Annotated in this window: 13 protein-coding genes, 1 tRNA gene and 1 pseudogene; 8 read left to right on the top strand and 7 right to left on the bottom strand. The window is 45.8% G+C overall.

Annotated elements, in window-relative coordinates; genetic code table 11:
• Nucleotides 1–128: 128 nt before the first annotated feature.
• The 3 genes from ACMZ6R_RS09730 to ACMZ6R_RS09740 are packed head-to-tail and all read right to left on the bottom strand — an operon-like array spanning nt 129 to nt 3,564.
• The gene (locus ACMZ6R_RS09730) at nt 129–2,537 is read right to left on the bottom strand and encodes a DNA translocase FtsK 4TM domain-containing protein (RefSeq protein WP_416110833.1); all 2,409 of its coding nucleotides are present in this window, start codon (nt 2,535–2,537) and stop codon (nt 129–131) included.
• Nucleotides 2,524–3,081, bottom strand: a complete 558-nt coding sequence (gene efp, locus ACMZ6R_RS09735; RefSeq protein ID WP_416110835.1) for an elongation factor P — start codon at nt 3,079–3,081, stop codon at nt 2,524–2,526. The genes ACMZ6R_RS09730 and efp overlap by 14 nt, the downstream gene beginning before the upstream one ends.
• A 9-nt stretch (nt 3,082–3,090) precedes the next feature.
• On the bottom strand, nt 3,091–3,564 hold the full coding sequence (locus ACMZ6R_RS09740) for a type II 3-dehydroquinate dehydratase (RefSeq protein WP_416110909.1): 474 nt from the start codon (nt 3,562–3,564) through the stop codon (nt 3,091–3,093).
• Nucleotides 3,565–3,635: 71 nt separating this feature from the next.
• Here ACMZ6R_RS09740 and yihA point away from each other — a divergent pair, with 71 nt between their 5' ends.
• The gene (gene yihA / locus ACMZ6R_RS09745) at nt 3,636–4,268 is read left to right on the top strand and encodes a ribosome biogenesis GTP-binding protein YihA/YsxC (protein WP_416110837.1); all 633 of its coding nucleotides are present in this window, start codon (nt 3,636–3,638) and stop codon (nt 4,266–4,268) included.
• On the opposite strand, the gene ACMZ6R_RS09750 is transcribed toward yihA, so the two are convergent.
• Nucleotides 4,237–4,428, bottom strand: coding sequence for a hypothetical protein (locus tag ACMZ6R_RS09750; RefSeq protein WP_416110839.1), 192 nt, complete (start codon nt 4,426–4,428; stop codon nt 4,237–4,239). The genes yihA and ACMZ6R_RS09750 overlap by 32 nt on opposite strands.
• A gap of 117 nt (nt 4,429–4,545) precedes the next feature.
• Here ACMZ6R_RS09750 and ACMZ6R_RS09755 point away from each other — a divergent pair, with 117 nt between their 5' ends.
• From ACMZ6R_RS09755 to ACMZ6R_RS09775, 5 genes and pseudogenes are all read left to right on the top strand, one after another.
• Nucleotides 4,546–5,343, top strand: a complete 798-nt coding sequence (locus ACMZ6R_RS09755; protein ID WP_416110841.1) for an undecaprenyl-diphosphate phosphatase — start codon at nt 4,546–4,548, stop codon at nt 5,341–5,343.
• A gap of 84 nt (nt 5,344–5,427) precedes the next feature.
• Nucleotides 5,428–5,504: transfer RNA gene (locus tag ACMZ6R_RS09760), tRNA-Met, on the top strand.
• Between the two features lie 85 nt (nt 5,505–5,589).
• Nucleotides 5,590–5,817 (top strand): annotated as a pseudogene (locus ACMZ6R_RS09765) (DUF6538 domain-containing protein); the annotation flags it as partial.
• Between the two features lie 15 nt (nt 5,818–5,832).
• On the top strand, nt 5,833–7,323 hold the full coding sequence (locus ACMZ6R_RS09770) for a site-specific integrase (protein WP_416110911.1): 1,491 nt from the start codon (nt 5,833–5,835) through the stop codon (nt 7,321–7,323).
• Between the two features lie 154 nt (nt 7,324–7,477).
• Complete coding sequence (locus ACMZ6R_RS09775) at nt 7,478–8,428, top strand: FRG domain-containing protein (protein WP_416110913.1); 951 nt, start codon at nt 7,478–7,480, stop codon at nt 8,426–8,428.
• Between the two features lie 82 nt (nt 8,429–8,510).
• Here ACMZ6R_RS09775 and ACMZ6R_RS09780 read toward each other — a convergent pair whose 3' ends face one another.
• Nucleotides 8,511–9,209, bottom strand: a complete 699-nt coding sequence (locus ACMZ6R_RS09780) for a recombinase family protein (protein ID WP_416110843.1) — start codon at nt 9,207–9,209, stop codon at nt 8,511–8,513.
• A 632-nt stretch (nt 9,210–9,841) separates the two neighbouring features.
• Here ACMZ6R_RS09780 and ACMZ6R_RS09785 point away from each other — a divergent pair.
• A complete protein-coding gene (locus ACMZ6R_RS09785) occupies nt 9,842–10,459 on the top strand; it encodes a hypothetical protein (RefSeq protein WP_416110845.1) in 618 nt (205 codons plus the stop codon).
• Between the two features lie 14 nt (nt 10,460–10,473).
• Nucleotides 10,474–10,713, top strand: a complete 240-nt coding sequence (locus tag ACMZ6R_RS09790) for a hypothetical protein (protein ID WP_416110847.1) — start codon at nt 10,474–10,476, stop codon at nt 10,711–10,713.
• A gap of 1,222 nt (nt 10,714–11,935) precedes the next feature.
• Here the strand turns inward: ACMZ6R_RS09790 and ACMZ6R_RS09795 are convergent.
• Nucleotides 11,936–14,413, bottom strand: coding sequence for a primase-helicase family protein (locus ACMZ6R_RS09795; RefSeq protein ID WP_416110849.1), 2,478 nt, complete (start codon nt 14,411–14,413; stop codon nt 11,936–11,938).
• 49 nt (nt 14,414–14,462) lie between these two features.
• On the bottom strand, nt 14,463–14,684 hold the full coding sequence (locus tag ACMZ6R_RS09800; protein ID WP_416110851.1) for a hypothetical protein: 222 nt from the start codon (nt 14,682–14,684) through the stop codon (nt 14,463–14,465).
• Nucleotides 14,685–14,984: the final 300 nt, after the last annotated feature.

Raw genomic sequence — 14,984 nt, forward strand, 5'->3', positions numbered from 1 at the left:
CTCTCAAAGGGGGCTGTAGCGTTCCTTATGGAGAAAGGAACAAGTTTCCATTTTTAAAAAGTTTTTGAAGGGGGTCCAGGGGGAAACTTTTTTCAAAAAGTTTCCCCCTGGCCGCCGGAGGCATTCCCCTATTCCTTATTCCGAATGACGGCTCGGGGTTTGCTGCCCTCCTGGGGGCCGAGCAGTCCGTCGCGTTCCATCTGTTCGATGAACCGCGCCGCCCGGTTGAAGCCGATGCGAAAACGGCGCTGGATGAGCGAAATGGAAGCCTTGCCCTGTTCCATGACAAAATCCACGGCCTGGGGATAGACGGCGTCCGAGGCCGTGTCGTCGCCGCCCTCGCCGCCGCCGAAGTCGCCGCCGCCATTGCCGTCGGCGCTTTTTTGCCAGTCGCTGAAATCCAGAGCGTAATTGGGCGCGGCCTTGCTCTTCCAATGCTCGATCACCGCCGCCGCTTCCTCGTCCGAGACGAACGCGCCGTGCATGCGTGTGGTCTTGCCGCCGCTCGGCTTATAGAGCATGTCGCCGCGCCCGAGCAAATATTCCGCGCCCACGGCGTCGAGAATGGTGCGCGAATCGTGCTTGCTCGTCACCTGGAAGGCGATGCGGGTGGGGAAGTTGGCCTTGATGAGCCCCGTGACCACGTCCACGCTCGGGCGCTGGGTGGCCAAAATAAGATGGATGCCGGCGGCCCGGGCCAGCTGGGCCAGCCGCACGATGCTCACTTCCACTTCCTTGGCCGCGGTCATCATGAGGTCGGCCAGTTCGTCGATGACGATGACGAGATAGGGCAGCGGCTCGAGTCCCGCCAGCTCCTCGGGCCGGTTATCCCCGAGCTTGGCCAGCTTTTCGTTGTAACCGGCGATGTTGCGCACGCCCAAAAGCGCCATGGCCTCGTAGCGGCGGTCCATATCGGCCACGGCCCAGTCCAGGGCGGATTTGGCCATGGCCGTCTCTGTCACCACCGGATGCACCAGATGGGGCAGGTCGTTGTAGACCGAAAGCTCGATGCGCTTGGGGTCGACCAGTAGCAGCTTCACCTCGTCGGGCGTGGCCTTGTAGAGAATCGAAAGCAGGATCCCGTTGATGCACACGCTCTTGCCCGAGCCGGTCGCGCCGGCCACGAGCAGATGTGGCATGCGGGCCAGGTCGGCCACCTGCGGCCGCCCCTGGATGTCCTTGCCGATGGCCAGCGTCAATTTCGAGGACGAGGCGCGAAAGGCCTCGGTGTCGAGCACGTCGCGGAAATAGACCGTCTGCCGCCGGGCGTTGGGGATCTCGACGCCGACGGTATCCTTGCCCGAGAGGGGTTCGATGCGAACGGCCAGGGCCTTCATGGCCAAAGCCAGATCCACCGAAAGGCCCACGATACGGCTGATCTTGACCCCGGGAGCGGGCTTGACCTCGAACATGGTGACGACAGGCCCAGGGATGACCCGGGTGACCTCGCACTGGATGCCGAAGTCACTCAGGCACGTAATAAGGCTTTCGGCCTGCCGGCGGCAGACTTCCGGGTCGGCCGGGGCGGCCTCGGCCGGCGGCGGCACGGAGAGCAGGTCCAGCGGCGGCATGGGATTGTCGCCCGCTGTGGACTTCCTGGCCGGGGCCTTGGCCGCGCGCGCCGGCGCGGGCTTGGGCGCGGCAGGGATGACCGGCGCAGGCGGAGGCGAAAGGGCCGGCTGGGGAACGGCCGGCGGCGCGGCGGGCGGTTCGTCATGCCGGGCGACCTGTCCGACAATGGCGTCGAGAAAGCGGTCCACGGCCTCGGTCGGAGCCCCCGCGGCAGTGGCATCGACGGCCGGTGAGTTCTTCGGGGCGGGCGGACGTTTTTCCCTGGCCGGCTTTTTATCGCGCCCAGGGGACGGCGAGGCCTCTTCCCGGGCCAGACGTTCCTCCCGCGCGACCTCCCGAGCCTGGGCCCGCGCCTCCCGCCACGCCTGCCAGGCATCATAAAGCTGCCAGCCTTTTTCCTTGGCCACATCCAGCACCGGCCGCCAGAAATTGGTCCAGGTGAGGCCAAAGGTCACCTGGATAGCGGCGATCAGGGCGAACGTCAGGAAAAAGTAGGCGCCAAAAGAGCTCAAGTAACGATTCAAAAATCCGAACAGATGCTGCCCGGCGCCGCCGCCGCCCCGCACATTGCCGAGGCTTAGGCCAAAAAATCCCCAGGGCGAACCCAGAAAGGCCAGCAGCACAAGGCTCAGGAAAAAAGCCCCGAGCCCACGCCAGAAGGGGACCTTGAGGCCGGGGGCCAGGAACCGCAGTCCCCGCCAGGCGATGGCCAGGGGGACCAGATAGGCCCACAGGCCGAACAAGTCGGCCAGAGCCCCCCCCACGTACGCCCCCACCAACCCGGCCTTGTTGGCCACGACACGGCGGGTGACGGACTGGTTGAAACCGGGGTCACCGTCGCTTATGGTATAGAGCGCGACGCACAGAAAGGCGGCCACGAAGAACGCGGCCAACCCGACAAGCTCGCGGGAGAGGCGAAAACCGCCGGGAGCATCCTTCCCGGCGTCCTTGTTATTCCCGGCCAATGTACTCGCCCGTGCGGGTATCCACCTTGATCTTGTCGCCGGTATTGACGAACAGCGGCACGTTGACCGAGATGCCCGTTTCGAGAGCGGCCGGCTTGCTGGCGCCGCTGACGGTGTCGCCCTTGACCCCGGGCTCGGTGTCGGTCACCTCGAGCGTCACCGAGGCCGGCAGGTCGATGTCCAGGGGCTGGCCTTTGTAGAGGAGCATCTTGAGTTCCATGCCGTCTTTGAGGTAGCCGCCCTTCTCGCCCAGGTGATCGTTGCCCACGTGCAGCTGCTCGTAGCTCTCCATGTCCATGAACACGAATTCCTCGCCGTCATGGTAGAGGTACTGCATGTCCTTGCTCTCGAGGTCGGGCTTGATCATCTTTTCGCCGGACCGGAAGGTGTTTTCCACCACCCGGCCGTTGATCATGTTCTTGAGCTTGGTGCGGATAAACGCCCCGCCCTTGCCGGGCTTGACGTGCAGGAAGTCCACGATTTCGTAGGGCACGCCGTCCATTTCGATTTTCAGTCCGCGACGGAAGTCGGTGGTGGAAAGCATTGTATCTCCTTAGATGAAGTTGGGATTTTCGGTGATGTGCCGCCACAGGGCGATGACGGCCAAGGCGTAACTGGTCAGCCCGAAACCGGCGATGCAGCCGATGCAGTTGCGGCCGATCAGGCTCTTGTGGCGCAACGGTTCGTCGGTACGGGCGAAAATATTGGAAATGTGCACCTCGACGCAGGGAATGCCGATCCAGGCCAGGCAGTCGGCCAAGGCGAGGCTCGTATGGGTGTAGGCCCCGGCGTTTAAGACGATGCCGTCCAGACCATCCTTCCAGGCCTGCTCCAGCCGGTCGATGCAATGCCCTTCGCTGTTGGCCTGATGGAACTGCAATTCCAGGCGCTGGACGCTTTCGCCAAGCATTTCCCGGACCATTTCCGGCAGGTCCTCGATGGTGCGATGGCCGTAGATTTCCGGCTGCCGCACGCCAATAAACCCGAGATTGGGACCGTTTAACACCAGCAATCGGACCTTGCGCATGCTGCTTCCTTCATTCATTTGGGCGCATCCTCCGCCTTGACGGGGGCAACCGGGCCGGTCACAAGGCACGGATGGACAACGCCACGGAAAAAACACGTACGGAACTCAGTCTCGCCCTTCTGGCAACCGCCTACCTGACCGACCAGATCCCTGTGGTCGATGCACCCCAGGTCGCCCTGGCCGGCCGGTCCAACGTCGGCAAATCGACGTTGGTCAACTGTCTGGCCGGCCGCAAGGGGCTGGCCAAAATCAGCGCCACACCGGGCAAGACCCGAAGCCTCAACTTCTACATGGCCCAGGCCGCCGGCTATTGCCTGGTCGACCTGCCGGGTTACGGCTACGCCCGCTGCTCCATGGCCGAGCGGGAAAAATGGGCCAAACTCATCGATGCCTATCTCAAGAAGACCAGTCAGTTACGGGCCGTAACCGCCCTTGTCGACTGCCGCCTGCCGCCCCAGCGCCTGGATGTGGAGCTGGTCGACTGGCTACGGTCCCGGCACATACCCGTGCTCGTGGTGCTGACAAAGGCCGACAAATGCAAGCAGCGCGACCAGGAAGCCCGAAAAAAAGAGTGGCGGGAACTGGCGCGACCCGCCTTCCCGCCGATTCTTTTTTCCGGCAAGACCGGGCTTGGCCGGGAGGCGCTTTGCCGCGTCCTGGCCGAAGCCGCCCTTAGTCCCGACCCGGCTCCTTGTGTTCCTTGAAAAAACCGTCCAAGAACGCCGCGTCCTTGGGACCGAGATTGAACTGCACGGCCGCCTTTTCGCAAAGCGCGGCCAAGGGTTCATTGGTTTCGGCGCGTTTTGCGTCGACCCATTTGACCGCGCGTCGCATGAGTTCGCCCTGGGGCATGATCGTGGCCATGAAGCCTCCTTGCTCGGTCTCAAGACATACACGAGCACAAGCCGGCTTGCAACTTGCCCGGCCATCGGGTAGAGCCGCCCGGATACAGGATATTCCCCGCCAGGAGCAGCTTTTCCCATGACCGAATCCCTTGCCGCCACCATCCTCGGCCTTGTCGAGGGAGCGACCGAGTTTTTGCCCGTGTCCTCCACCGGCCATCTCATTCTCGTCGGCCATCTCATCGGGTTCACCGGAGCCAAGGCCGACAGTTTCGACGTCATCATCCAGCTCGGAGCCATTTTGGCCGTGGTGGTGCTCTACTGGAAACGCTTCTGGTGGCTGCTTTCGCCCAAGCCGCTGCACGCCTTTTCCGGCCCGCGCGGCTTGTGGATGCTTTTTTTGACTTCGCTGCCGGCCGGGCTTTTGGGGCTGGCCACCCGCAAGGCCATCAAAACCTATCTTTTCGGGCCGACCACCGTGGCCATGGCCCTGGCCGTGGGCGCGCTCATGATCTTCTGGGTGGAAAGCCGCAAGAAGCGGGACCGCTTCTATACCCTCGACGAGATGACGCCGGGGCTGGCGCTTGGCATCGGCTGCTTCCAATGTCTGGCGCTTTGGCCGGGATTTTCGCGCTCGGCGGCCACCATCATGGGCGGCATGCTGCTCGGGGCCAAGCGCGGTCTGGCCGCGGAATATTCCTTCATCGCCGCCGTGCCGCTGATGTTCGCGGCCACGCTGTACGACTTTTACAAAAGCGCGGCCCTGTTTTCCGCCGACGACCTGTGGATTCTGACCATCGGCTTTGTGGTGTCGTTTCTCTCCGCCCTGGTCGCGGTCAAGGGGTTTATCGTGCTGGTCAAACACATGTCCCTGCGGCCCTTTGCCTGGTACCGGTTGGCCCTGGCGGCGACGGTCTTTTTCTTCTGGCCGAAATAGGGGTTGCGAAATTCCCCGCGAAAAATACTTGCCAAGGGATGCCGGATCGGCTAAACACCCTCTTCTCCGCTGCCGGAGACATCTGGCGAGGTAGCTCAGACGGTTAGAGCATGCGGCTCATATCCGCAGTGTCGGGGGTTCAATTCCCTCCCTCGCTACCAAATATCGAAAGATGCCTAAGGATTTCAGGACAATACCCTGATGCCTTGGGCATCTTCTTTTGGTCCAAGCCAGTAGGGTCACAAAATGGTGCCACAAAAAATTCTCCGTGAAGGAGAATTGACCGTGCCCACTCCCCCGCCCTATACCTTCCTTAAGCCTAATCAAAATATTTTTTACTTTCGGGTCCGGGTCCCAGGGGAACTCGCCGCCCTGGTCGGTAAAACCGAAATTCGGCACTGTCTCCGCACCGGATATCGCCGTGTGGCCAAAACACGTGCAATTTTTTTGTTATCTTTGTATAAAGCGTACTTTGAAGAGGTACGGTTAATGGATTTCCAAGAAAAGCACATAGAAATTCATCAAAAGCTGATAGCAAAGCTCAAAAATGAACTTCTTTCGTGGGAAATAGACCACGCGGTAAAGCCACGGAAGACAACGGGGGACATTTCAAGACTGACTGATGAATGTCAGAATATAATTGATAATGAAAAAACAAATCTCCGAGAAGGAAGATATTGGGAGAAAAAAGACGATTCAATCAACCTATCAAAAATACTAAACTTGAACATTGAGGACGAAGAAGAACTAGTAAAACTGTTTTGTCATTTACGTACAAAGTACAACATAAAATACTTTGAAATAATAAAGAATAGGCTTATGGGTGATTATGACTCGGAAAACACCATATTAAAAGAATTAGACTTGAACATTCCAAAACAAAACGTTCTCATTGAAACAAAATGCAAAATCAAAAAATCAAAGAAACTATCCGCAGCAATAGATGATTACTTACAGCTCAACGAATCAAATTGGAAGAAAACAACCTCTAAAGATTACTACAATTACACAAATTGGTTTCTTGAAATCGTTGGAGACATACACCTTGAAGAAATCAGCCATGAAGTAATGAATACATTTGTTGACACGTTACAAAAAATTCCAGCACACAGAAACAAAAAGCCAGAATACAGAGGGAAAACCATTGAAGCTCTTATAAAAATGAAGTGCAAAGAAGTAATTTCACCGCGAACAATCCAAAATATTGTTGAACATATTTCCAGCTTTTTCAAGTGGTCTATTACGCGCGGATATATGGAAATAAATTATGCACAAGGGAAGTTCCGCTCCCGAAAAGAATCCAGGACAATATTTGAACCATATACTATTGAAGAACTGCATAAAATATTTTTCTCTGACTACTATTTGAAGAGCGTGTTTAAAAACAACTACCAATACTGGCTGCCAATATTAGGTTGTTATACAGGTTGCAGAATCAATGAATTAGCACAACTACAACGCAAAGATGTAATATTCAGTGGAATTCCTTATATAAAAATATCATCAACTGGAGAGAATCAATCAGTTAAAACACAAGCAGGCGAAAGAGATATTCCATTACACAAGGCAGTATTGAATCTTGGATTTGAATCTTACGTAAATATGGTTGCAAAAAATCAGGACAATAGGATATTCCCAGAATTACAATTTAAAAATTATTCATATGGTTCTACCGTGACACGCTGGTATGCTGATTATATTAAAGGATTAGGCATTGCTCCAATAAAACAAAATAACAAAAAGACATTTCATTGTTGGAGGTCTACATTTGCAATGGTATGCAAAGAGCAAGATTTACCCGAAAGACAGATACACGAACTCATTGGGCACAGAGATAGGGATATGAGCCTAGACTATTATGCACCGGCATATAGTGTTGAAAAATTATACAACGACGTAATCAGTAAACTAAATTTCAGAGTTGACACTACGAGACTAATGCACACAAGATATTTTCATCAACAAAAACTAGTCAAATAGACTGGTACAATCTCTAACTAACTTTAAAAAATCAATGTCTATAGAAATCGGAAAAGTTCCTTTTGGCAAAAGAATATTGAAATTGGAAGAATATATTGACATCCTGTTATCATTTTCAACCACTGACGACTGTCTCACAATAAACAACCTCGGAATGATAACTTCCGAATCGGTTGACGACTTTTACGCCGTTGAATTCGAAAACAAGTTCACCCTCCTCCCTGGGCCAGAATTTAACCCCCGCCTATATAGAGGGCAGACGAAATTTCACGAGCAATGCTTTCCGACTTTATACAGAAAGATGGACCAACTTAGTATTTTTGTAAAAATATTAAAAAACTACGAATTTTATAAATTTTTACTAGGTTCACATCCAATAATTAAAGAATTAAGGCAGTGGGTTTTTGATGGAAAACATTTCCATATTGACCTTGAAGGATTAGCTCAACACTATGGATTTTCAACCACATTTATTGACGTCACCCGCTCCAAGGATGTGGCGTTATTTTTTGCATATTGCAAGTTAAAAAACTCATTAACGAACGAATACGAACCTATCCTAGACACGAATCACTATTCGGTATTATACACCATTGATTTTTCTAGACTTTATAAACACGATACCAATTTTTTTAACCCAATAGGTTTCCAAGGGCTTCCTCGACCTGAAGAACAAAAAGCCTGCTCTATTCCTCTGTTTTTTGGCAATGACTTCAACAAACTCCCGCATATCAACTATGAATATTTAAAAATAACACCAACTGAATCAAATAAATACTATGAAATGTTTGAAGGAGGGAAAGCCTTATTCCCCACAGAACCGACTTCTAACATTGCACACGAAATAAAAGAATCGAAAACAATAGACATAGACGTACTCGAAAACACGTTCAACCTCAACTTAATACCAAAATATTTTACAACTATAAATGATGCAAAAAAATTTCTTGAAGCCAACAAATATTCAGTACAAGAAAAAAATATCAAAATTTCTTCAGAAACTCGTGAAACAATCATCAAAAACTGGCAACAAAAACTTCCTACAGTTTTAAATAAAATCAAAGCAAGATTTGCTTCAGACTCAACAAAAGATAACAAAACATAGACGGTTTATGTTTCACTAGAAATATATTACTGCCAGGACCATATTATCGCAGCAAAAAAATTACTAAGCCCTACACCACAAATCAACTAGCTAAACTTAATCCTAAACGATTTAGCAATCGAGAGACACTTGCGGAATACCACTTGCCCCCACCACGTGGAGTCAATACCCCCATATCCATCAGCCTAAGCGCGATATCGTTCAACGTCAAACAGTCCGTCAATAGTGGCTCTACAATTGAACGCAATTCATCGGCTTTTAATTGCGCTTTTTTCTTTAAAGCCGCAACACCATATTTATTGCCATAATTCTTTAGATGCCCAGTAGGCACTCTATCATTAGCGCCACCCAATTTTACACCACGTTCTTTAGCAGCAGCAAGGGCTTGTTTGGTCCTTAACGATATTCGCTCAGCCTCGTCTTGTGCTACCAACGCAAGTATACCAATGGTCAATTTATTCGCATTAGGATTGTCACAACAAACAAAATCAACCCCGGAATCATTTAAACTCATCAAAAAAGCCGCGTTTCTGCTCAAGCGGTCGAGCTTCGCTATCAAAAGTTTAGCGCCAGTGGCCTTAGCTAATTGTATAGCACATTGCAGTTTCGGGCGGTTGTCATCACGTTTGCCGGATTCCACTTCCATAAATTCGGCGATGACTTCCCACGTGCCACCGTTGAGATATTGAGTTATTGCAGCCTCTTGCGCCTCTAATCCCAGGCCAGATTGCCCCTGTGTCTTAGTGCTAACCCGCAAGTATTTGATATATTTACCGTTCATAATTTATCTCCTTATTTTAACATTTCTCCAAACGTTCGTTAGGTTATTTGTAAAAAACACGAGTGAATTTGTCAAGAATATTTCCTATCGAATTTGTCAACAATTTGATGATTCTTTCGACCTGCCGCGCATTACCTCGGGCCACCCCCTGGCCGACTCGACATGGCTCGCCCACTTACCCAAGTTACCCACGCGCATATCCCAGGATAGCAAATTTAGGGCCGATATACGCCCGTATTTGCCGTGCTGGGGCTATTGGTAGCTTGGACTATCCCTCGCCTACCAAACGCGGCTAATTTGTGAGATATTTTCACACTAGAAAAATATGGAATATACCCGGCAAAGTTCCGGGACATCATAGACTTAGATTTCTCCATCCTGGAGGCTGCCGGGATGGATTCCCAATTCCGGCAACCATTCATTTCACTTTCAGTTCATTATAAAATGTTACTTTCATTGAAAGTAACAAGTGCTGATATCCAACAGCACTTGGCAGTTTACTTTAAAAATCACTTTCATTTTCAATGCCGGAATTAAAACATATTTTAGATGATTTTACTTTGTCCGAAATTAACTTTTTTAATTAAAACAACCAATAACGATGTATGTATGGAAATGGAGTAAACAAAATTATGGAAATTAAAATTGAAGACATAATTGAGAAAAACATTCATTTAGTTGATTGTATGCTATTTAACGAAAGCGTCAGCGAGTCAAACGGAAATGTCTTAATAACAGATTCGAGAGACGTAACATTTGAGTTAAAAGCCAAACATTACAATAAGAGTTTTCCAATCCCTGGGTATACAATAACACAGACCTGTATAAACCTTTTAAAGAAATCTGGAATAAAAGGAGTTTACTTGTATGAGAATGAAAATTTAAATGACATTAGTATATTTTTTGTAAATCAAGGTTACAAGGTAAATGTACTAAAGGACATCAACTCTAAAACCATTCAGAATATGTCTTCTAAAGAGATTGACAGATTTTGTGTCAAATCAATGACTTACTATAAATATTGGCTAACAGTGTTAAGCACCAAAAACAATATATTGAACAAACCAGAAGTACTAGAACAAAGCCTATCTGAACTATTATCCAAGCTAAATTTTTCAATAATTGACAATGAACAATTTGACCAATTCTTGGGACAGGATGTATTTTCGTTGCAAGATAAATGGTATAATCCATTGATATATCAGCTCGCCAAGAGATGTATAGTTCAAACCTTACAAAAAATTAATTAAAGAGGTCTACATGTATGAGAATGAAGCCCAAAACAACAAAAACAACAAACGTAAACAATCGTTTTAAATTATCACCAGCCAGTACATCGGCAATCAACAAAAAAGTTATATATCAGGTAAAATTACGCCGGCTGCACCAAATCCTTGAAAAATATGGCGTAGAAGCTCTTGACCTTAAACACTTGACCATACTTTGTGATGCATTGTGCCAAATAGTAGACAACAAAATCAAAAAAGGAATCATTAAAAAATAGGGGTTAATATGTCAAAGACAACTGATAATCCTTCCAAAATGCGGCTAGATATTTATACTGAGTATTCCAACGGGTTACAACTTAAAAAATTTTGTAACGTAAACCGTATAAGCATTAATTCAATGGTAAATTTTTTAATAGTTCAATTTCTGTTGAATGACAACAGTTTCAAATTCACAAATCCAACAAAACCGATGAACAATCAAATCAAAACAGTTGAAGCAAATGATGAATACGAAGACGACCATAACAATATTGTAGATATTTTAAAGCAACTGATGGAAGACAAAAGCGATGGAAAAAGCACTGATAGTATTGAGTACACATTTTAACCATTAAAATGCCACGTAGTGAAATGCATAAAACACTACGTGGCCAACAAAAGATTGAAAATGATATAAATAACATCGGTCAGTAACTTACACTATATGTTTTACAAAAACTAAAAGTAAAAAGTAAAGTGAACTTTTCCCGGTATAAATCCACTCCGTTTTGGGCGTTTTCAAAAAAAGTTCTTGCCTCTGGTCTGGTCCCACAACACCTTGAGTTAGGCTAGTTTTTTACAAGGGTAGCGGTACAGGAAGTTCATATAAGTCACTAGCAACGCAGGAAATATGCTAAAGACATATCCGAAACATTAACCTGAAGAGACTATAAGTTTTCATGGAGTTTATTAAACACAAGTTGTTAAAAACAATGCGGCAATGGTTAAAGCAACCTCAACATAGATACCTTGACGTTCAAACGCAACTAAACAATTCGATACGCCATTCAATTTTTAATCCGAGCAAATACTATTTCATATTAGGACAAAAAAAAATGATTCACAGACAATAGCTTCTGAAATACTAATTCGTAATAATTTAGAAAACATTTAAGCACCAGGACTAGTACTAGGACTATGATTTTGCTCATTTTTACGACATTTTCATTGATAAGTCCCAGTAGTCCTAGTTTTTTAATGAAAATGTCTATTCATAAAATCAACCAAGCCCGCTTATGGTAATGAGTCTGTTTTCTTATTGAACAATTTTTCAAATAAACCCGGACATCTGGGACTAATCTCAAAAACAACGAGAAAATGCACATAATTTCTGTCCCAGCCAATAACGAGGCACTAGGACTGATTATTTATTAATACATACAATCATTGGGAGCGAATAATTTTGTTAGTCCTAGCACCTATCCTTAGGACTAGGACTAACAAACTAATTTTATGCAACTAGTTGATAATATGACAATCCACTGACCCACCATCTAGAAGACTATCTATCTCTTGTCTAAAATCGTTGGGAATATCTTCATCGCCAACCAAACCTTCAAATTGGTGGCTGTTGTCCGCAGATTTAAACACGCTAAACTTGATTAATTCCTCAAATTCCTGACGACAGGTTTCTAAGGGTGGGAATATGTAGCAATGACCGTAATCATTTCTTAAGTCATCCTTTTTCTTCGTTGAGCTAAGTGATTTACACAGTTCATTCACACGGCGTCCAAAAATTAATTGCGCCAATGGATTTCTTACATGTAAATCCTTGGCATACACCAAATAATTGTCATACAAATATTTCTTGCTAATATATGTATTCCACTTGTTGTTTTTTCCATTAGCCCCATCTTCAAGCATCTGATACCAAAATTTAAATTCAACTGGAGAGCTTAACAACGTTTGTTCCCATAAGGCTTGAGTTTTCGGCACAACCCCTACATCAATACTTGAATAATCGTACTTTAACAAATAGTCAAGCAATGCTCCAGCACCATCATTTTCAAATTCTGAATTCATTGCCTTGAAATACTTGCGGTCCTGCATATACTTAGTGCTCACATCTAACACAACATAACGTCTCTCCCGTTTCCCTGCTGGAACTACCCACTCATTATTACTTGCAAGTATCAAATGCAAATGATTAGGAACCTGGATGGCATCTCTACCTTTGCCTTCAACAACAAATTCTTGTTCAGTTATCATCATTTTTAATGATGATTCACTTGATTTATCCCCAGCATAAAAAGCTTCATCAGCAAATACCAAAACCTTATTCATAAGTTGCGCGTTAAATTTCCCAACCAGTTGAGAGGGATTTGACAGATGCAAATAATGGACACCGAATATTTTCGCAAGATACAATACAAATGTACCTTTTCCTGTTCCTTGTTCACCTTTTAAAACCAAAGACGTCCCTGGTTTATTTTCAGGATGCTGGACCATCTGTGCCAACCATCCCATAATATATTTATACAATCCGATATCGTTGTTAGCGATGACTTCCAAGACATGTTTTTTAAATAAATCACACGAAGCTCGTGGATTAGGTTCAATCGCAAATCCTTTCCACAGATTATAATAGGCGGGGTCGCACTCTCCTGGGCAGAAAGTTAAATCCTCATATTCCCTTCTATTTGGAGACTCCAACCAATAATTCCCCCCGTTTTTCTTTTTAGATTTTCCGTTTTCGTCAACCTCATACACTGGTCTATTTTTCATATACATAACAAACGCTGCTGGACTATAAAATCTAGGCGCATTACGCTTATGGCCATCATTTGCAACAATATCAATAATCCGTATATTTCCATCCATTTTAACGAGCGCATACTGTTCATTAATTTTATTGATGAAATCGTCATTGGCATTGCTGTTATTTTTTTTTGAAATTGGACTTTTTGTATTTCCCCAGGACGGACACGCTTCACACCCTCCGCATTGCAATGTAGTATGGACATATTCACACGTAACAGGCTTGCTATCTTTGATGGCGTGTGCAATCTTATCATTAGTTTCTTTCTCTGAGTACCCTGGATAACAATTTCCCCACTGATGTATAATTTCTTCACCACCTTCATAACGACATAAGATTGAAATTGATGCATACCATTCTGGTTCACTCAAAGTTGCAGCATCATCACGACAATGCTTCAACCAAGAACACTTTTCAATTATCGCATCGACCGAGGACAACATGACCGATTTTTGATTATCCATAACCACTCCCTTCGCTTGAGATATATCCGTTATAAATTCATCAAAATTATCAATATCATACCTCATAGTGTTATCTAAAGACATAATCCTTGCAAGTCGTGGTGTATCTGTTTTGAAATTAAATGTTCCCGGCAGTCTGAAAATTCTATCTAAATTCGATGTATTGTCTAATTTCCATCCTTTACTATTAAATATCCTTCTAAGATATGATTGCAGCCCAGATGATATAGCCTTGACAAATACTTGATGTTCATAGCTTTCAATTGTTATTATGTTCTTCAACAGATAATATGGATAAAAACCACCACCAGAATTGACAATCATTGTTGGCTTTATTGGCATTTTATTCATTACTACATCAAGCGCATCGTCAATTGTTGGTGGCAATTTTGTTTCTTTGTGTCCAGGTCCCAATATATCTACATCAATTGCAAATCCAGCAATAGCCGTCACATCAGATTCTTTCCCTTTTTTCCCATATCTTGGACTATCAAAGCAGAGACCAATGCTCGAGTATATATTGCGAGAATTTCGGTTGTTGGCAACAAAATCTTTAATATCACTACGATTGTTTGACTGGAAATGGGAATGTCTCATTTTCTTTAAACTATCCAGTGTTGATAATGTCAAAAATCCGTAAGATTTATCTTCATTATTTTTATAATTCCAAACGTTATCAATAAAAACTATAGCATCATCATTATTTATATTCATTAAACCTACTCCTTATTATTAGTGCGGTCCTGCCAGACCGCTTTTTCTTTTACATTTTAATCTTACCTTCAATGAATTTTAATATGTCATCAGTAAAATACATTACTTTTCCCCCAAACTTATACTTTGGAATACCTAAACCGTCCGATTCTAAATTTGCCAATGATTTTTGATGCAAAATTCCGGGAAAAAAATTTTCAATCTCTGTTCTCCCAATCATTGGTGGATAAAAATTCCTCAAACTCATTAAATCAATCTTACGTTCATTCATTCCCATCACCTCCTACCTATTCCTATTTGTTCTTAATAATGTTTTTTGACAAAAAAAATATTAAAGTAAACTTCTGGAAAAAATTATTTTCATTTTTCCGTTCAACCTCGATGAGGAATCTAATCAATCCTTCAGCAAAAGTCAACGGAAAATACAAAAATGAGTCAAATTTATGCATTGCTAGTGCGTTGAATGTGTATTAATTGATGCAACTCTGAACATATATCAATTCATCGTATTTTTATGACAACTTTTCATTACTACTCAACTTACAATTTTTTGTATTGTATTTTTGGATGC

The sequence above is a fragment of the Solidesulfovibrio sp. C21 genome, assembly GCF_047785625.1.
GTDB lineage: Bacteria > Desulfobacterota > Desulfovibrionia > Desulfovibrionales > Desulfovibrionaceae > Solidesulfovibrio.